16 protein-coding genes are annotated in these 19,380 nt (G+C 61.3%); all 16 read left to right on the forward strand.

The genetic code is table 11. From position 1 onward, the window contains the following. The first annotated feature begins 4 nt into the window (after positions 1-4). Positions 5-754, forward strand: a complete 750-nt coding sequence (rplA, locus tag VFG26_RS14535; RefSeq protein ID WP_325026558.1) for a 50S ribosomal protein L1 — start codon at positions 5-7, stop codon at positions 752-754. 330 nt (positions 755-1,084) lie between these two features. Continuing rightward, positions 1,085-1,606 carry a 50S ribosomal protein L10 gene (rplJ, locus tag VFG26_RS14540; protein ID WP_325026559.1) on the forward strand — a complete coding sequence of 174 codons (522 nt, stop codon included), beginning with the start codon at positions 1,085-1,087 and terminating at the stop codon, positions 1,604-1,606. A gap of 110 nt (positions 1,607-1,716) precedes the next feature. After that, positions 1,717-2,091, forward strand: a complete 375-nt coding sequence (gene rplL / locus VFG26_RS14545) for a 50S ribosomal protein L7/L12 (RefSeq protein WP_045835870.1) — start codon at positions 1,717-1,719, stop codon at positions 2,089-2,091. Positions 2,092-2,371: 280 nt separating this feature from the next. Continuing rightward, positions 2,372-6,532, forward strand: coding sequence for a DNA-directed RNA polymerase subunit beta (gene rpoB, locus VFG26_RS14550; RefSeq protein ID WP_325026564.1), 4,161 nt, complete (start codon positions 2,372-2,374; stop codon positions 6,530-6,532). 108 nt (positions 6,533-6,640) lie between these two features. Beyond that, positions 6,641-10,861: a DNA-directed RNA polymerase subunit beta' gene (gene rpoC / locus VFG26_RS14555; RefSeq protein WP_325026566.1), complete on the forward strand. Its 4,221-nt coding sequence runs from the start codon at positions 6,641-6,643 to the stop codon at positions 10,859-10,861. 498 nt (positions 10,862-11,359) lie between these two features. After that, positions 11,360-11,731, forward strand: coding sequence for a 30S ribosomal protein S12 (rpsL, locus tag VFG26_RS14560; protein WP_013948196.1), 372 nt, complete (start codon positions 11,360-11,362; stop codon positions 11,729-11,731). 74 nt (positions 11,732-11,805) lie between these two features. Then, complete coding sequence (gene rpsG / locus VFG26_RS14565; protein ID WP_013948195.1) at positions 11,806-12,276, forward strand: 30S ribosomal protein S7; 471 nt, start codon at positions 11,806-11,808, stop codon at positions 12,274-12,276. Between the two features lie 40 nt (positions 12,277-12,316). Further along, the gene (gene fusA / locus VFG26_RS14570) at positions 12,317-14,407 is read left to right on the forward strand and encodes an elongation factor G (RefSeq protein WP_325026573.1); all 2,091 of its coding nucleotides are present in this window, start codon (positions 12,317-12,319) and stop codon (positions 14,405-14,407) included. A 117-nt stretch (positions 14,408-14,524) separates the two neighbouring features. After that, complete coding sequence (tuf, locus tag VFG26_RS14575) at positions 14,525-15,733, forward strand: elongation factor Tu (protein WP_325026575.1); 1,209 nt, start codon at positions 14,525-14,527, stop codon at positions 15,731-15,733. 74 nt (positions 15,734-15,807) lie between these two features. After that, entirely contained in the window at positions 15,808-16,116 is a 309-nt protein-coding gene (gene rpsJ / locus VFG26_RS14580) for a 30S ribosomal protein S10 (RefSeq protein WP_013215045.1), read from the forward strand. Between the two features lie 63 nt (positions 16,117-16,179). Next, positions 16,180-16,881 (forward strand): 50S ribosomal protein L3, encoded by a 702-nt coding sequence (gene rplC / locus VFG26_RS14585; RefSeq protein WP_325026579.1) that lies wholly within the window; start codon positions 16,180-16,182, stop codon positions 16,879-16,881. Beyond that, positions 16,881-17,501, forward strand: coding sequence for a 50S ribosomal protein L4 (gene rplD / locus VFG26_RS14590; RefSeq protein ID WP_325026581.1), 621 nt, complete (start codon positions 16,881-16,883; stop codon positions 17,499-17,501). The genes rplC and rplD overlap by 1 nt, the downstream gene beginning before the upstream one ends. After that, a complete protein-coding gene (locus tag VFG26_RS14595) occupies positions 17,498-17,794 on the forward strand; it encodes a 50S ribosomal protein L23 (protein ID WP_045835878.1) in 297 nt (98 codons plus the stop codon). Before rplD ends, VFG26_RS14595 begins: the two co-directional genes overlap by 4 nt. Before the next feature lie 12 nt (positions 17,795-17,806). Next, complete coding sequence (gene rplB / locus VFG26_RS14600; RefSeq protein ID WP_325026583.1) at positions 17,807-18,631, forward strand: 50S ribosomal protein L2; 825 nt, start codon at positions 17,807-17,809, stop codon at positions 18,629-18,631. Positions 18,632-18,654: 23 nt separating this feature from the next. After that, positions 18,655-18,933, forward strand: coding sequence for a 30S ribosomal protein S19 (rpsS, locus tag VFG26_RS14605; RefSeq protein WP_045835880.1), 279 nt, complete (start codon positions 18,655-18,657; stop codon positions 18,931-18,933). Beyond that, the gene (gene rplV / locus VFG26_RS14610; RefSeq protein WP_325026586.1) at positions 18,933-19,379 is read left to right on the forward strand and encodes a 50S ribosomal protein L22; all 447 of its coding nucleotides are present in this window, start codon (positions 18,933-18,935) and stop codon (positions 19,377-19,379) included. Before rpsS ends, rplV begins: the two co-directional genes overlap by 1 nt. Position 19,380: the final 1 nt, after the last annotated feature.

Here is a 19,380-nt window from a genome sequence, read left to right on the forward strand (position 1 = left end):
TCCAATGGCAAAAGCTCAGATCAGCGCAGAAAAGATCAAGGAAACGCGCGAAGCCGGCGGCAAGCGCATGGCCGCCGTCAAGCAGGGTCTTCCGGCCGGTAAGGCCTACGGCATCGACGAAGCCGTGAAGATCATCAAGGAACGCGCCAAGGCGAAGTTCGATGAGACGATCGAGGTTGCTCTCAACCTCGGCGTTGACCCCAAGCACGCCGACCAGATGGTTCGCGGCGTCTGCAACTTGCCGAACGGCTCGGGCCGCACGGCACGCGTTGCCGTGTTCGCTCGCGGCGCTAAGGCTGAAGAAGCCAAGGCTGCCGGTGCCGACATCGTCGGGGCCGAAGACCTCGTCGAAATCGTCTCGAAGGGCCAGATCAACTTCGAGCGTTGCATCGCGACGCCGGACATGATGGGCCTCGTCGGCCGCCTAGGTAAGGTTCTGGGTCCTCGCGGCCTGATGCCGAACCCGCGCGTCGGCACGGTGACGATGGACGTCACGGGCGCCGTCAAGGGCGCGAAGGGCGGCTCGGTCGAGTTCCGTGTCGAGAAGGCGGGCATCGTCCACGCCGGCGTCGGCAAGGCGAGCTTCACCGAGGAAGCTCTGGTCCAGAACATCAAGGCATTCGTCGACGCGGTCATCAAGGCCAGGCCGGCGGGCTCGAAGGGCACGTACCTGAAGAAGGCTTCGCTGTCCTCGACCATGGGGCCGGGCCTGAAGCTCGATACGGCGACCGTCGCAACGGGACCTGTCGTCTAAGTTTTGAAGAATTCCGGGGCAACCCGGAAAACCCCGAACCGGGGCTTCGCGCTTCGGTTCGGCACTGTCCGAGATTGTGGGTGCGGCCCGGTTCGCCGGAACGTCTAAGTCTCTCTTCGGAGAGGGCCTGCATGAGACAGAAGTGGATCGAATTTGGGGCGAGAGCCTCGGGTTCGGTTTGAACCTTCTGGGTCAGCACCGTGCCGCTTATCACACGCGGTCCACGGGAACGAGGACAGACCAAGAGTTGCCCGATCCTGAACGGAGACGGCGGCAAAGGTGCAACCCGCGGGGCTTCGTCAATGGGGCTCCGCAGCAAGGAGACGAGACGTGGATAGAGCCGCGAAACGTGAGCTCATAGACTACCTCCACGCCGAGCTGAAAAGCACAGGTGTGGTCGTCGTCGCCCACAACACCGGCATGGTGGCCGCTCAATCCGCAGAACTCCGCAGGCGCGTTAAAGAAGCCGGCGGTTCTGTGAAGGTGGCCAAGAACAAGCTGGCGCAGCTCGCGCTCAAGGATACCGACGCCGAAAAGCTTTCAGATCTTTTGAAGGGCCCGACCGTTCTGGCCTTCTCGACGGATCCGATCGCTGCGGCCAAGGCAACCGTCGCCTATGCCAAGGGGAACGACAAGCTCGTCATCCTCGGCGGCGCGATGGGCAAAACCATCCTTGACGCGAAAGGCGTACAGGCTCTTGCCGATCTGCCGTCGCTTGATGAACTGCGCGCGAAGATCATCGGTCTCTTGAATGCTCCGGCGACGAAGATCGCCCGGACCGTCAAGGAGCCCGGTGCCAAGCTCGCACGCGTCATCCAGGCGAAGGCGTCGAAGGAAGAGGCTGCTGCTTAAGCCAACGCCCCGTTGTGGGCTCTTTGAGCCCTCGAAAACCACATGCGGCACGGCCCGAAAGGCGGGTGCTGCAATTCAACCTCTAGGTTCAAACCGTAAGGACCCTATATATGTCTAAGATCGAGAAAATTGTTGATGACCTTTCGAGCCTGACCGTGCTCGAAGCCGCTGAGCTTGCCAAGGCTCTGGAAGAGAAGTGGGGCGTGTCGGCAGCAGCAGCTGTCGCAGTTGCCGCACCTGCAGCCGGCGCTGCCGCTGCACCGGCCGAAGAGCAGACGGAGTTCACCGTCATCCTGAAGTCTGGCGGCGACAAGAAGATCAACGTCATCAAGGAAGTTCGCGCCATCACGGGTCTCGGCCTGAAGGAAGCCAAGGACCTCGTCGAGGCCGGTGGCAAGACCGTGAAGGAAGGCGTTTCGAAGGACGAAGCCCAGAAGCTCAAGAAGCAGCTTGAGGATCAGGGCGCAGTCGTCGAAGTGAAGTAATCGAGTATCGGCACCGGCTGGGTTCAACCCCGCCGGTGCCGATGCATGCTTCCCGCCCAGAGGCAGGGCGACACGAAAATTCCGCGCATTGTAGCCGGCTCCAGACGTGGAGCTTCAATGCGCAAACAAAACGGTTTTCCGGAGGGTCTGGGGTTCACGCGAGCCTCAAAACGGACCTTCCGGTGAACCGTTTCAAGAGGTCCCGGTTTTCCAGGGACCCTGAGCGCGTCGCATTTGGATCGCGGGTCTGCCCCGCAAACGAGAGCACGAAGGGACCGATATGGCTCAAACCCTCACCAGCCGCAAACGCCTCCGCAAGCAATTTGGTTCTCTCGGTGAAGTCGCGAAGATGCCGAACCTCATTGAGGTTCAGAAGGCTTCTTATGATGACTTCCTGATGGTCAAAGAGCCGCCGGGCGGACGGTCGGACGACTTCGGACTCCAGTCCGTTTTCCGCGGCGTGTTCCCGATCTCGGACTTTGCCGGCAAGGCCACGCTGGAATTCGTCAGCTACGAATTCGAACCGCCGAAGTTTGACACCGACGAGTGCATGCAGCGCGATATGACATACGCGGCGCCGCTCAAAGTCAAGCTGCGTCTGATCGTGTTCGACGTGAACGAAGAGACGGGTTCCAAGTCGATCAAGGACGTCAAGGAGCAGGACGTCTACATGGGCGACATGCCGCTCATGACCTTGAACGGCACCTTCATCATCAACGGCACCGAGCGCGTCATCGTCTCGCAGATGCACCGCTCCCCGGGCGTCTTCTTCGACCACGATCGCGGCAAGACGCACTCGTCCGGCAAGCTGTTGTTCGCGGCTCGCATCATTCCCTATCGCGGCTCGTGGCTCGATTTCGAGTTCGACGCGAAGGACAACGTCTATGTGCGCATCGACCGTCGCCGCAAGCTGCCGGTGACGACGATGCTGTATGCGCTCGGCCTCGATGACGAGGAGATCTTAGCGCACTTCTACAAGCACATCCCGATCAAGGAATCGAAGCGCGGCTGGAAGATGCCGTTCATTTCGGAGAAATTCCGCGGCGTAACTCCGCAGTCCGACATTGCCGACGCCAAGACCGGTGAAGTCATTGCGCACGCTGGTGAGAAGATCACGGCGCGGCGCGCACGCGAGATTGCCGAGAGCGGCGTCAAGGAAATCCTGATCTCCGCTGAAGATCTCGCTGGCCGCTTCATCGCCGAAGACATCGTCGATCTCGAGACGGGCAAGATCTTCGCCGAAGCCGGTGACGAGCTGGATGAGAACCTGCTGGCCGAGCTCAAGGAGCAGAAGGTCAAGGAATTCCACATCCTCGACATCGACTACGTCAACACCGGCGCGTTCATCCGCAACACGCTCAACATCGACAAGAACGCCAATCAGCAGGAAGCGCTGATGGACATCTACCGGGTCATGCGCCCGGGCGAGCCGCCGACAATCGAAGCGGCGACCGCGCTGTTCCACGGCCTGTTCTTCGATCCCGAGCGCTTCGACCTCTCGGCCGTCGGCCGCGTGAAGATGAACATGCGCCTCGAGCTCGACGCGCCCGACACGATGCGCGTGCTCCGCAAGGAAGACATCCTCGCGGTCGTGAAGACGCTTGTCGATCTGCGTGACGGCAAGGGCGAGATCGACGACATCGACCATCTCGGCAACCGCCGCGTTCGCTCCGTCGGCGAGCTGATGGAGAACCAGTATCGCGTCGGCCTGCTGCGCATGGAGCGCGCGATCAAGGAGCGTATGTCGTCGGTCGATATCGACACGGTGATGCCGCAGGACCTTATCAACGCCAAGCCGGCAGCCGCTGCAGTGCGCGAGTTCTTCGGATCCTCGCAGCTCTCGCAGTTCATGGACCAGACGAACCCGCTGTCCGAGATCACCCACAAGCGCCGTCTTTCGGCACTTGGACCGGGCGGCCTCACGCGTGAGCGCGCGGGCTTCGAAGTTCGCGACGTGCATCCGACGCACTACGGCCGTATCTGCCCGATTGAGACGCCGGAAGGCCCGAACATCGGTCTGATCAACTCGCTCGCGACCTTCGCGCGCGTGAACAAGTACGGCTTCATCGAGAGCCCGTATCGCAAGGTCGTCAACGGCCGTGTGACGGACGAGGTCGCCTATCTCTCGGCTATGGAAGAGATGCGTCACCACGTGGCGCAGGCAAACGCCGCCATCGATTCCAAGGGCAAGCTGACGGAAGATCTCGTCACCGTTCGCCACAACGGCGACGTCATGCTCGTACCGACGGACAAGGTCGACTACATCGACGTGTCGCCGAAGCAGCTCGTCTCCGTCGCGGCCGCGCTCATTCCGTTCCTCGAGAACGACGACGCCAACCGCGCGCTGATGGGCTCGAACATGCAGCGTCAGGCCGTTCCTCTGATCAAGGCGGAAGCGCCGCTGGTCGGAACCGGCATGGAAGAGCGTGTGGCGCAGGACTCGGGCGCCGCCATCGCGGCGCGCCGTACGGGCATCGTCGACCAGGTCGATGCAACCCGTATCGTTATCCGTGCAACCGAAGAGCAGGATCCCTCGAAGCCGGGCGTCGACATCTATCGTCTGCGCAAGTTCCAGCGTTCGAACCAGAACACCTGTATCAACCAGCGTCCGCTGATCAACGTCGGCGACTACGTGAAAGCAGGTGACATCATCGCTGACGGTCCGTCGACGGAGCTCGGCGAACTGGCGCTCGGCAAGAACGTGCTCGTCGCGTTCATGCCGTGGATGGGCTACAACTTCGAAGACTCGATCCTGATGAACGAACGCGTCGTCTCTGAGGACGTGTTCACCTCGATCCACATCGAGGAATTCGAGGTCATGGCGCGAGATACGAAGCTCGGGCCCGAGGAAATCACGCGCGATATCCCGAACGTTTCGGAAGAAGCGCTGAAGAACCTCGACGAAGCCGGCATCGTCTACATCGGCGCTGAAGTTCATCCGGGCGACATCCTCGTCGGCAAGATCACGCCGAAGGGCGAAAGCCCGATGACGCCGGAAGAGAAGCTGCTTCGCGCCATCTTCGGCGAGAAGGCGTCCGACGTGCGCGATACCTCGCTCCGTCTGCCGCCGGGCGTTGCCGGAACGATCGTCGAAGTCCGCGTCTTCAATCGTCACGGCGTCGAGAAAGACGAGCGTGCGATGGCGATCGAGCGCGAGGAGATCGAGCGTCTCGCAAAGGACCGCGACGACGAATTGCAGATCCTCGACCGCAACGTCTACGCACGTCTCAAAGACGCGCTGATGGGCAAGGAAGTCGCCAAGGGTCCGAAGAATGCGCGCAAGGGCACGGTGATCGACACCGCGATCCTCGACGACATTCCGCGCAGCCAGTGGTGGGAAATCGGTCTGGCCAACGAGAAGGCGCAGGCCGAAGTCGAAGCCATCCAGAAGCAGTACGAAGACGCCAAGAAGGGCTTGGGCCTCCGCTTCGCGGACAAGGTCGACAAGCTCCAGCGCGGTGACGAGCTGCCTCCGGGCGTGATGAAGATGGTCAAGGTCTTCGTCGCAGTGAAGCGCAAGATCCAGCCGGGCGATAAGATGGCCGGCCGTCACGGCAACAAGGGTGTCGTGTCGATGATCGTCCCGTCGGAAGACATGCCGTTCCTCGAGGACGGCACGCCGGTCGACGTCGTTCTGAACCCGCTCGGCGTGCCGAGCCGTATGAACGTCGGACAGATTCTCGAGACGCATCTTGGCTGGGCGTGCCGCGGTCTCGGCCGCATGATCGACGACGCCATCCATCAGTTCCACGAGAGTGGGCAGGCGAAGGCGTTGCGCGATCAGATGACCCGCGTCTACGGTCAGGACGAGATCCCGCCGGCGATGAAGGACGAAGAACTCGTCGGCCTCGCGGAAAACCTCAAGACGGGCGTTCCGATCGCCACGCCGGTGTTCGACGGCGCGCGCGAAAAGGACATCGTCGAGATGTTGCAGCTCGCGGGCTTCGATACGTCCGGCCAGTCGACGCTGTTCGACGGACGCACGGGCGAGCCCTTCGACCGCAAGGTCACGGTCGGCTACAAGTACGTTCTGAAGCTGCACCACCTTGTCGACGACAAGATCCACGCCCGTTCGATTGGGCCTTACTCGCTCGTCACCCAGCAGCCGCTGGGCGGCAAGGCGCAGTTCGGCGGTCAGCGCTTCGGCGAAATGGAGGTCTGGGCCCTGGAAGCTTACGGTGCCGCCTACACGCTGCAGGAAATGCTCACCATCAAGTCGGACGACGTCGCGGGCCGCACCAAGGTCTACGAGGCGATCGTCAGGGGTGACGACGCATTCGAAGCCGGCGTTCCGGAAAGCTTCAACGTGCTCGTGAAGGAAATGCGCGCCCTCGGCCTCAACGTCGAACTCGTCAACAGCGAGGCGCCGCCGATCATCGAAGCCGAAGCCGAGCCGGAAGAGGAAGCACCTCAGGCGCAACTGCCGCCAGCGGCCGAATAACCAACAACGCAGACGGCCTCCGCTCGCGCCCGGGCGGAGGCCTTCACGACACGACCACTAGATTCCACGGGCTGGGCTACCCCCGCCGAGCCCCCGAGGAGACAGCCGATGAACGAAATCACCAACATTTTTAAGTCGCAGGCTCCGGTGCCGGTCTTCGACCAGATCCGGATCTCGATCGCTTCCCCCGAGGACATCCTGTCCTGGTCCTATGGTGAGATCAAAAAGCCCGAAACGATCAACTATCGTACGTTCAAGCCGGAGCGCGACGGTCTGTTCTGCGCCCGCATCTTTGGACCGATCAAGGATTACGAATGCTTGTGCGGCAAGTACAAGCGCATGAAGTACAAGGGGCTGATCTGCGAAAAGTGCGGCGTCGAGGTGACGCTCGCAAAGGTTCGGCGCGAGCGCATGGGCCACATCGAGCTCGCCGCTCCCGTCGCGCACATCTGGTTCCTGAAGTCGCTGCCCTCGCGCATCGGCCTCTTGATGGACATGGCGCTCAAGGATCTCGAGCGCGTTCTCTATTTCGAGAACTACATCGTCATCGAGCCGGGCACGACGCCGTTTGCTGAGCGTCAGCTGTTGACGGAAGAGCAGTACAACCAGGCGATCGACGAGTACGGCGCTGACACCTTCACCGCCGGCATAGGCGCGGAGGCGATCCGCGAGCTTCTGTCCGCGATGGACCTGCAGAAGATCGCAGTCCAGCTCCGCCAGGAGATCGCCGAAGCCACGACTGAACTGAAGCCCAAGAAGCTCGGCAAGCGCCTTAAGGTCATCGAAGCCTTCATGGAAAGCGGCAACCGTCCGGAGTGGATGATCCTGACGCAGGTTCCGGTCATCCCGCCGGAACTGCGTCCGCTCGTTCCGCTCGATGGCGGCCGCTTCGCGACGTCCGACCTGAACGACCTCTATCGCCGCGTCATCAACCGTAACAACCGCCTGAAGCGGCTGATGGAGCTGCGCGCGCCCGACATCATCATCCGCAACGAAAAGCGGATGCTGCAGGAAGCCGTCGACGCGCTGTTCGACAACGGCCGCCGTGGCCGCGTCATCACCGGCGCCAACAAGCGTCCGCTGAAGTCGCTCGCCGACATGCTGAAGGGCAAGCAGGGCCGCTTCCGGCAGAACTTGCTCGGTAAGCGCGTCGACTACTCCGGACGTTCGGTCATCGTCGTCGGTCCCGAGCTGAAGCTGCATCAGTGCGGCCTGCCGAAGAAGATGGCGCTCGAGCTGTTCAAGCCGTTCATCTACGCGCGTCTCCAGACGCTCGGTCAGGCAGCAACCGTCAAGCAGGCGAAGAAGCTCGTCGAAAAAGAGAAGCCCGAGGTTTGGGACGTTCTCGACGAGGTCATTCGCGAGCATCCGGTGATGCTGAACCGCGCGCCGACGCTTCACCGCCTGGGCATTCAGGCGTTCGAGCCACAACTCATCGAGGGTAAGGCTATCCAGCTTCACCCGCTGGTCTGCGCCGCCTTCAACGCCGACTTCGACGGCGACCAGATGGCCGTGCACGTTCCGCTGTCGCTTGAAGCGCAGCTGGAAGCGCGCGTCCTGATGATGTCGACGAACAACATTCTGCATCCCGCGAACGGCCAGCCGATCATCGTGCCGTCGCAGGACATCGTGTTGGGTCTCTACTACCTGTCGATGATGCGCGACCACGAGCCGGGCGAAGGCATGCTGCTGGGCTCGATCAACGAGGTGCAGCACGCCCTCGAGTCGAAGGCCGTCACGCTGCACGCCAAGGTGAAGGGCCGTTTCACGACGAAGACGCCGGATGGCGAGACGATCGTGGAAATCCACGAGACGACGCCGGGCCGCATGCTCCTCGCTGAGCATCTGCCGAAGTCGGGCAACGTGAAGTTCGATCTCGTCAACCAGCTTCTGACGAAGAAGAACATCTCGGGGATGATCGACGCGGTCTACCGTAACTGCGGTCAGAAGGAGACGGTGATCTTCTGCGACCGCATCATGGCGCTCGGCTTCCATCACGCGTTCAAGGCCGGCATCTCGTTCGGCAAGGACGACATGTTGATACCCGAGACGAAGGAAAAGATCGTCGAGAAGACCAACGTCGAAGTCCGCGATTTCGAGCAGCAGTATCAGGACGGTCTGATCACGCAGCTCGAGAAGTACAACAAGGTCGTCGACGCCTGGTCGCGCTGCACGGACTTGATCGCCAAGGAAATGATGGACCGCATTTCGTCGGTCCATAAGGACGAGGCGACGGGCCGCGATAAGCCGATCAACTCGGTCTACATGATGAGCCACTCGGGTGCGCGCGGTTCGCCGGCGCAGATGAAGCAGCTCGCCGGTATGCGCGGCCTCATGACGAAGCCTTCGGGCGAAATCATCGAGACGCCGATCATCTCGAACTTCAAGGAAGGCTTGTCCGTTCTCGAGTACTTCAACTCGACGCACGGCGCCCGTAAGGGTCTGGCCGACACCGCTTTGAAGACGGCGAACTCGGGCTACCTCACGCGCCGTCTCGTCGACGTCGCGCAGGACGCCATCATCTCCGAGATCGATTGCGGAACCGACGCCGGCATCAACGTGCAGGCTGTCGTCGACGCCGGTCAGGTCATCGTGTCGCTTGCGGCACGTGTGCTTGGCCGTACGGCTCAGGAAGACATCAAGCATCCGGTCACGGGCGAAGTCATCGTTCCGAACGGCGAGCTGATCGAGGAGAAGCAGGCCGAAGCCATCGGCAAGTCCGAACTGCAGGAAGTTCGTATCCGCTCGGTGCTGACCTGCGAAACGGTCAACGGCGTGTGCGCGAAGTGCTACGGCCGCGACCTTGCTCGCGGTACGCCGGTCAACATCGGTGAAGCTGTCGGCGTCATCGCCGCGCAGTCGATCGGTGAGCCGGGCACCCAGCTGACGATGCGTACGTTCCACATCGGCGGCACGGCCAACCTCGTCGATAGCTCGTTCATCGAGTCGAACTTCAACGGTACGGTGAAGCTTAAGAACCGCGCCATCGCGAAGGACTCGAAGGGCCAGAACGTTGCGATGACCCGGATCATGTCCGTCGTCATCGTCGATCAGTCGGGCAAGGAACTCGCGACGCATAAGATCAGCTACGGTTCGCGGATGTTCGTCGACGAAGGCGATACCGTGAAGCGCGGCACTAAGATCGCATCGTGGGATCCCTATACCCGTCCGATCCTTTCGGAAGCCAACGGTACAGTCGATTTCGAAGACTTGATCGAAGGTGCATCGGTCCGCGAACAGACGGACGAGATGAAGGGCACGTCGAACCGCGTTATCGTCGATTGGCGTACGTCGCCGCGCGGCAACGAGCTGAAGCCTGCCATTGTGATCAAGGACTCGAAAGGCAAGCCGATCAAGGTCGCGCGTGGCGGCGACGCCCGCTACCTGCTCTCGGTCGAGGCTGTCCTCTCGGTCGATCGCGGCGCGGAAGTGAAGGCGGGCGACGTTCTTGCTCGTATTCCGACGGCGTCGGCGAAGTCGGGCGACATCACCGGTGGTCTGCCGCGCGTTGCGGAACTCTTCGAGGCCCGGCGTCCGAAGGATCACGCGATCCTCGCGGAAATCTCTGGCACCGTCGAGTTCGGCAAGGATTACAAGAACAAGCAGCGCATCACGATCAAGCCTGATGACGAGACGCAAGAGGCGGTCGAATACCTGATCCCGCGTGGCAAGAGCCTCGCGGTCCAGTCGGGCGATCGCGTCGAGCGTGGCGACTTCGTGTACGACGGCAATCCGGCGCCGCACGACATCTTGGCCATCAAGGGCGTCGAGGAACTCGCCAACTTCTTGATCAACGAGATCCAGGACGTCTACCGGCTGCAGGGCGTGACGATCAACGACAAGCATATCGAAGTGATCGTTCGTCAAATGCTGCAGAAGGTCGAAGTGACCGATGCGGGCGAGACCGAGCTCATCAAGGGCGAGCAGCTCGATCGTATCGAGTTCGACGAGGTCAACGCTGCGGCTCAGAAGGCCGGCAAGCGTGCGGCAGTCGCGACCCCGGTTCTGCTTGGCATCACCAAGGCATCGCTGCAGACGCGCTCGTTCATCTCGGCGGCGTCCTTCCAGGAAACCACGCGCGTGCTCACCGACGCGGCCGTCAACGGCAAGTCGGATACGCTCGAGGGTCTCAAGGAGAACGTCATCGTCGGCCGCCTCATTCCGGCGGGTACGGGTGGCATGCTGCGCCAGCTCCGCAAGGTTGCGGTGCAGCGTGATGATCTGATTGCCAAGGAGAAGGCCAAGGCGACCAACCTGCCGTCCCCTGACGCTGCTGGTGGGCCGGCTGCACGCCGCCGCCGGCGCCCGACGGAGGAGGCTGCGGAGTAATCCTCCGCGCCTTCCGAATGGCTGAGACCTATCGAAACGGCCGCTTCGCCATGAAGCGGCCGTTTCGCTTTTTTAGATTGCGAAGAACGCCGCTTTCTGATTCTTGGGGAAATTGCCCATCGGCCGGATTTCTGCGGCCGGAAAACGCGCTAAGTCTGCGAACCGACAACGGGTCGCAGCTCAACTTTGCCCCACAGCACCGGATTCCGCGAAAATAATTTCGCAACGTCTTCGAGTGCCTGTTGACCAATATGGCGGGTGTGTATATAGCTCCGCCCACTCTCACGGGTTGGTGGTAGGTCACCGGCGCTTTCAGCGCCTATTTTGGACCTAAACGCTCCCGTAATAAAGCAGAGCACATCGACGGGCCAAGATCTGCCACCTCCAAGGCGGCATGATCCTCTGGTTTTTTCCTTGCTAGGGGCGGACTTCGCGCACCTGGCAGGTTTGTTTGGCGCATTCCGCATCGGAGTGCGTCCCGAAGTCAGGATTGGGCGAATGCCGACGATACAGCAGTTGATCCGGAAGCCCCGGGTAAAGCCAGTCTACCGCGAGAAATCGCGCCACATGGAAGCTTGCCCGCAGAAGCGTGGCGTCTGCACGCGCGTCTACACGACGACGCCGAAGAAGCCGAACTCCGCTTTGCGTAAGGTCGCCAAGATCCGGCTGACCAACGGTTACGAAGTTATCGGCTACATCCCGGGCGAGGGTCACAACCTTCAGGAACACTCCGTGGTCCTGATCCGTGGCGGCCGCGTCAAGGACTTGCCGGGCGTTCGCTACCACATCATCCGTGGTGTGCTCGATACGCAGGGCGTCTCGGCTCGCCGTCAGCGCCGCTCGAAGTACGGCGCGAAGCGTCCGAAGTAATAAGTGGTCTCAGGTGGGCCGGTTCGTCCGGCCCGTAAGATTTAAGAAGAATTCGAAGCGAAGGATCAGTCAGGATGTCTCGTCGTCACGCGGCGCAAAAGCGGGAAGTGATCCCCGATCCGAAGTTCAACGATGTCGTGGTCACCAAGTTCATGAACGCGGTGATGGAGCATGGTAAGAAGTCGGTCGCTGAGCGCATGGTCTATGGTGCGTTCGAGAAGATGGAGCAGCGGGGCAAGGCAAACCCGATCGATCTCTTCCGTCAGGCACTCGATAACGTGATGCCGTCGGTAGAGGTTCGCTCGCGTCGCGTCGGCGGCGCCACCTACCAGGTGCCCGTCGAAGTTCGTAACGAGCGCCGTCAGGCACTCGCCATTCGCTGGTTGATCTCGGCCGCTCGCGCGCGCAATGAATCGACGCTGATTGACAAGCTCTCGGGCGAATTGCTCGACGCCGCCAATAATCGCGGCACGGCCGTCAAGAAGCGTGAAGACACGCATAAGATGGCGGAAGCCAACCGCGCCTTCTCGCACTACCGCTGGTAGGCTGGCGCGCTAGTTTTTTTACAAGGATTTCGAGGCAGCTATGGCCCGGCAATACCCAATCGAGGACTACCGCAATTTCGGCATCATGGCCCACATTGATGCCGGGAAGACGACGACGACTGAGCGCGTCCTCTATTTTACCGGTAAGTCCTACAAGATCGGCGAAGTCCACGACGGCGCCGCGACCATGGACTTCATGGATCAGGAAGCTGAGCGCGGCATCACGATTACGTCCGCCGCGACGACCTGCTTCTGGCCGGGCCGCGACGGCAGAAAGCGCCGCCTGAACATCATCGACACCCCAGGCCACGTCGACTTCACGATCGAAGTCGAGCGTTCGCTGCGCGTGCTCGACGGCGCTGTTTGCGTTCTCGACTCCAACCAGGGCGTCGAGCCGCAGACGGAAACCGTCTGGCGTCAGGGCGACAAGTACAACGTTCCGCGCATCATCTTCTCCAACAAGATGGATAAGACCGGCGCCGACTTCTACATGTGCCTTGCCGACATCAAGGATAAGCTTGGTGCGCGCGCTGTTCCGCTGCAGATCCCGATTGGCGCGGAAGCCGACTTCCGTGGCGTCGTAGACCTCATCCGCATGGTCGCGATCACGTGGGACGGCGACGGCAAAGACGCCGTGATGAAGGAAGGCCCGATTCCGGCCGAGCTCGCCGACAAGGCTGCCGAATATCGCGCTGCTATGATCGAAGCCGCCGTCGAAATGGACGACGCGGCCATGGAAGCCTACCTCGAAGGCAAGGAGCCGGACGAGGACACGCTGCGCAAGCTCATCCGTAAGGCGACCGTGACCCGCGCATTTTATCCGATGATGTGCGGCTCGGCGTTCAAGAACAAGGGCGTGCAGCCGTTGCTCGACGCTGTTGTCGACTTCCTGCCGTCGCCTGTTGATCGTGAAGCCTACGCCGGCATCGATCCGAAGACGGAAGCTGAAGTTCTGCGCAAGCCGTCCGACAGCGAGCCGCTGTCGATGATCGCCTTCAAGATCATGAGCTTCGAGCACGTAGGCTCGATCACGTTCTGCCGCATCTACTCGGGCAAGCTCGAGCAGGGCATGGCGCTTGCGAACACGACGCGCGACAAGAAAGAGCGCGCCGGCCGCATGTATCTGATGCATGCTGCTGACCGCGAAGAAATCAAGGAAGCCTTTGCTGGCGACATCGTCGCTCTGCAGGGCCTGAAGGATACGCGCACGGGCGAAACGCTCTGCGATCCGTCGAAGCCTGTCATTCTCGAGAAGATGGAGTTCCCGAACCCCGTCATCGAAATGAAGGTCGAGCCGAAGACGAAGGCCGACCAGGAAAAGATGGCGATCGCGCTGCACACGCTCGCGCTCGAAGATCCTTCGTTCCGCGTTTCAGTCGATCCGGAATCGGGCGAGACGATCCTGAAGGGCATGGGCGAGCTCCATCTCGACATTAAGGTCGACATCCTGAAGCGCACCTACGGCGTCGAAGCCAACACGGGCGCTCCGCAGGTTGCCTACCGTGAGACACTCGCACGCGCTGCCGATGTCGATTACACGCACAAGAAGCAGACGGGCGGTACGGGTCAATTTGCTCGCGTTAAGCTGAAGCTTGAGCCCAACGAGACGGGTAAGGGCAACGAGTTCACGACGACGATCGTCGGCGGCTCGGTGCCGAAGGAATACATCCCGGGCGTCGAAAAGGGCGTCAACTCGGTTTGGGATAGCGGCATGCTCATCGGCTTCCCGATGGTCGACATGAAGGTCAACCTTTATGACGGCGCCTTCCACGAAGTTGACTCGTCTGCCATCGCCTTCGAAATCGCCACCCGCGCGGCTATGAAGGAAGGTTGCGAGAAGGCTGGCGTGAAGCTGCTCGAGCCGATCATGGACGTTGAAGTCGTCTCGCCGCAGGACTTCGTCGGCGGCGTCATTGGCGACATCAACTCCCGGCGTGGTCAGATCCGCAGCCAGGAAATGCGTGGCAACGCCGTCGTCATTCGTGCCTACGTGCCGCTCGCAAACATGTTCGGCTACATCAACACGCTGCGCTCGATGTCGACTGGTCGCGCTCAGTACACGATGCAGTTCGCGCACTATGCGGACGTACCGCGCAACGTGGCGGACGAGGTCAAGGCCAAGTACGCCTGATAAGAAGTTGGGCTTGGCCGGCGTGGATATCCCGCCATCGAGCTCGAAGACAACGAAGCCTGAATGCCCTGATCGTATGATCATGGGACCTGATAGTAGGACTAAGGAGAGCCAACGATGGCGAAGGCAAAATTCGAGCGGACAAAGCCGCATTGCAACGTCGGTACGATCGGACACGTCGACCACGGCAAGACCACGCTGACTGCAGCTTTGACGAAGGTTTCAGCTGACCGCGGCTGGACGTCGACCTCGATTGCTTACGACGAAGTCGCCAAGGCTTCCGAAAGCCAGGGCCGCCGCGACCCGACGAAGATTCTGACGATCGCAACCTCGCACGTCGAATACGCGACGCCGAACCGTCACTACGCTCACGTCGACTGCCCCGGCCACGCCGACTACGTCAAGAACATGATCACCGGCGCGGCTCAGATGGACGGCGCGATCCTCGTCGTGTCGGCTGTTGACGGCCCGATGCCCCAGACGCGTGAGCACATCCTGCTCGCTCGCCAGGTCGGCGTGCCGAAGATCGTCGTCTTCTTGAACAAGTGCGACATCGTCGAAGACGAAGAACTCCTCGACCTCGTCGAAATGGAAGTCCGTGAACTTCTCTCGAAGTACAACTTTCCCGGCGACGACACCCCCGTCATCCGTGGCGCAGCCGTCAAGGCGCTCAACGGTGAGAAGGGCCCGCTGGCTGACGAAGCCATCATCAAGCTCTACGAGGCGATGGACACGTTCATCCCGATCCCTGAGCGTCCGAAGGATCAGCCCTTCTTGATGCCGATCGAAGACGTGTTCTCGATCTCGGGCCGCGGCACGGTCGTCACCGGCCGTATCGAGCGCGGCGTGATCAAGGTCGGCGAAGAAGTCGAGATCGTTGGTCTCCGCGACACGCAGAAGTCGGTCGTGACCGGCGTCGAAATGTTCCGCAAGCTGCTCGACTCGGGTGAAGCTGGCGACAACGTCGGCTGCCTCCTGCGCGGCATCGACAAGGAATCGGTCGAGCGTGGCCAGGTTCTCTGCAAGCCGGGCTCCGTTAAGCCGCACAAGAAGTTCGCTGCCGAAGCCTACATCCTGAACAAGGAAGAGGGTGGCCGTCACACGCCGTTCTTCACGAACTATCGTCCGCAGTTCTACTTCCGCACGACCGACGTCACGGGCACCGTTAAGCTCGCCGAAGGTACGGAAATGGTTATGCCGGGCGACAACGTTTCGGTCACCGTCGAGCTCGTCTCGCCGATCGCGATGGAAGAGAAGGTTCGCTTCGCCATCCGTGAAGGCGGCCGTACGGTCGGCGCTGGCGTGGTAACGAAGATCATCGAGTAGCAGGCATTTCAGGGGAAGCGTCCCTCAGGAAGCTTCCCCAAATCTTTTTCTGCGAGAAGTGAAAGCAAAACGCCATGCACGGCCAAAACATCCGCATCCGGCTCAAAGCCTTCGACCATCGAATACTCGATGCGTCGACCCGCGAGATCGTGAATACGGCGAAGCGTACCGGTGCTGAGGTTCGCGGTCCCATCCCGCTGCCGACGCGCATCGAGCGCTTCACGGTGAACCGTTCGCCGCACATCGACAAGAAGAGCCGCGAGCAGTTCGAGATGCGGACCCACAAGCGTTTGCTCGACATTGTCGATCCCACGCCTCAGACGGTCGATGCCCTGATGAAGCTCGATCTCGCAGCCGGCGTCGACGTCGAGATCAAACTCTAAAACCAGAACTTACGGGCCCTCTGGCGGTAACGCGAATGGCCCCAACGATAGGAAGGAATGCAGATGCGTTCCGGAGTAATAGCACAGAAGATCGGTATGACCCGGATCTTCACCGACGCGGGCGAACATGTTCCCGTAACGGTGCTGCGTCTCGAGAACCTGCAGGTTCTCGCGCACCGCACCGAGGAGAAGAACGGATATACCGCGATCCAGGTCGGTGGCGGCACGAGGAAGCCCTCGCGTCTCACGAAGTCCGAACGTGGCACTTTCGCGAAGGCTGAAGTCGAGCCGAAGCGGAAGCTGGCTGAGTTTCGTGTCAGCCCTGAGAACCTCATCGATGTTGGCGCGGAGATCACCGCAGACCACTTCGTCCCCGGCCAGTTCGTCGACGTGACGGGCACCACGCAGGGTAAGGGCTTCCAGGGCGCCATGAAGCGCTGGAACTTCGGCGGTCTGCGCGCAACCCACGGCGTTTCGGTCACGCACCGCGCCCACGGTTCGACGGGTCAGCGTCAGGATCCGGGCAAGGTGTTCAAGGGCAAGAAAATGGCCGGACACCTGGGCGACGAGCGCGTCACGACGCAGAATCTCGTCGTTGCCAAGATCGATAAGGAACGCGGTCTCGTGATGGTTCGCGGCGCTGTTCCAGGTTCCAAGGGCGGTTGGGTTGTTGTTCGCGACGCCGTCAAGAAGGCCGCGCACGCTGATGCTCCGAAACCCGGCGCATTCAAGCCGCGTGGCGAAGCTAAGAAGGAAGGCGCGTGATGAAAGCCGAAGTCACCAGCCTCGAGTCCGGCAGCGCCGGCGATATTGAGCTTGTCGACGATATCTTCGGGCTCGAGGTCCGCAAGGATCTTATTCACCGTATGGTGCGCTATCAGACCCTGAAGCGCATGGCCGGTACGCATCATGCCCAGGACCGCTCGGAAGTCGCGGTTACGGGTAAGAAGATGTACAAGCAGAAGGGCACGGGCGGCGCCCGTCACGGCGACAAGTCGGCTCCGCAGTTCCGCGGCGGCGGCAAGGCGTTTGGCCCCAAGCCCCGTTCGCATGCGATCGACCTGCCCAAGAAGGTTCGCGCGCTCGCTCTGCGTCACGCTCTGTCCTCGAAGGCCAAGGCCGGCGAGATCGTCGTGATCGACAAGGCGACGTCTGCCGAAGGGAAGACAGCTGCGCTTAAGGCTCAGTTCGCTAAGCTCTCGCTCTCCAACGCCCTCATCATCGATGGCGCCGAGCTCGAGCCGGCATTCGCACGCGCCGCTCGCAACATTCCGAACATCGACGTTCTCCCGGTTCAGGGCATCAACGTCTACGACATCCTCCGTCGTAAGAAGCTGGTTCTGACACGGGCTGCCGTCGCAGCGCTGGAGGCGCGCTTCAAATGACGAGCAAACGTTCCGCATACGACGTCATCGTCGCGCCGGTCATCACCGAGAAGGCGACGTTCGCCTCCGAGGCGAACCAGGTGATCTTCAAGGTCAAGCGCGACGCGACGAAGCCCGAGATCAAGTCCGCTATCGAGGGCTTGTTCAAGGTCAAGGTGAAGGCGGTCAATACGATCGTCCGTAAGGGCAAGCAGAGAACGTTCAAGGGCGTCAAGGCGCTGTTGAGCGATACGAAGAGGGCCATCGTGACGCTCGAGGAAGGCCATTCCATCGACGTGACGACTGGGCTCTGAGGATAACGCATCATGGCGCTTAAGACATACAACCCGACTTCGCCCGGACGCCGCCACCTGATCCAGGTCGATCGTTCGATGCTCTGGAAGGGCGGTCCGCTCAAGACGCTCGTCGAGGGCAAGACGAAGACCGGCGGTCGCAACAACGATGGCCGCATCACGTCACGCCACATCGGCGGCGGCGCGAAGCAGTCGTATCGCCGGATCGACTTCCGCCGCCGGAAGTTCGATTCGCCCGCAAGCGTTGAGCGCCTTGAGTACGATCCGAACCGGACCGCGTTCATCGCTCTCATCAAGTACGAAGACGGCACGCAGTCCTACATCCTGGCGCCGCAGCGCTTGGCCGTTGGCGACAGCGTCGTCTCCGGACCCAAGGTCGACGTGAAACCTGGCAATGCCATGCCGCTGTCGGCGATGCCGATCGGCACGATCGTGCACAACGTCGAAATGAAGCCGGGCAAGGGCGGACAGGTCGCACGTTCGGCAGGTTCGTTTGTTCAGCTCGTTGGCCGCGACTCCGGTTATGCCGTGTTGCGCCTGAACTCGGGCGAGACGCGCAAGGTCAGCGCCGAATGCATGGCGACTGTGGGCGCGGTTTCGAACCCCGATCACATGAACACCGTGACTGGCAAGGCCGGCCGTACCCGCTGGAAGGGTCGCCGTCCGACGGTTCGCTCGATCGCGATGAACCCGGTCGATCACCCGAACGGTGGTCGTACGAAGGGCGGTAAGCACTGGGCGACGCCTTGGGGCAAGCCGACCAAGGGCTTCAAGACTCGCAAGAACAAGACGACGACGAAATACATCGTGCGCTCGCGCCAAAAGGCGAAGAAGTAGCGGCGAACTGAAGGAGATCGACTTTGACACGTTCAGTCTGGAAAGGTCCGTTCGTTGACGGCTACCTCCTTAAGAAGGCGGACAAGTCGCGCGCATCGGGGCGCAATGAAGTAATCAAGATCTGGAGCCGTCGCTCCACGATCCTGCCCCAGTTCGTCGGACTGACCTTCGGCGTGCACAACGGCCAGAAGCATATCCCCGTCAACGTGACGGAAGACATGATTGGCCACAAGTTCGGTGAATTCGCACCGACCCGTATTTTCCACGGGCACGGCGGCGACAAGAAAGCGGTGAAGAGATAATGGGCAAGCCTAGCCACGAGCGGCGCCTCCCCGACACCGAGGCCCAAGCAGTCCTCAAATCGCTGCGCGTTTCACCGCAGAAGCTCAATCTCGTCGCGGGCCTGATCCGTGGCAAGAAGGTCGACCAGGCTTTGGCCGTGCTCGAGTTCAGCGAGAAGCGCATCGCCGGCGATGTCCGCAAGTGCGTGATGAGCGCTGTCGCGAACGCCGAGAACAACCATTCGCTCGACGTCAACGATCTGATCGTTGCCGAGGCGTTTGTCGGCAAGAACATGGTGATGAAGCGCTTCCACGCTCGCGGCCGCGGCCGCGGCGCTTCGATCCTGAAGCCTTTCTCGCAGTTGACCGTCATCGTCCGTCAGGTCGAAGAGGACAAGGCCGAGAAGAAGAAAGCCGGTAAGAAGTCCGCCACGAAGTCCGCCGCGGCGGCCAAGGAGGCCAAGTAAT

The organism is Hyphomicrobium sp., assembly GCF_035687085.1.
Lineage (GTDB): Bacteria > Pseudomonadota > Alphaproteobacteria > Rhizobiales > Hyphomicrobiaceae > Hyphomicrobium_B.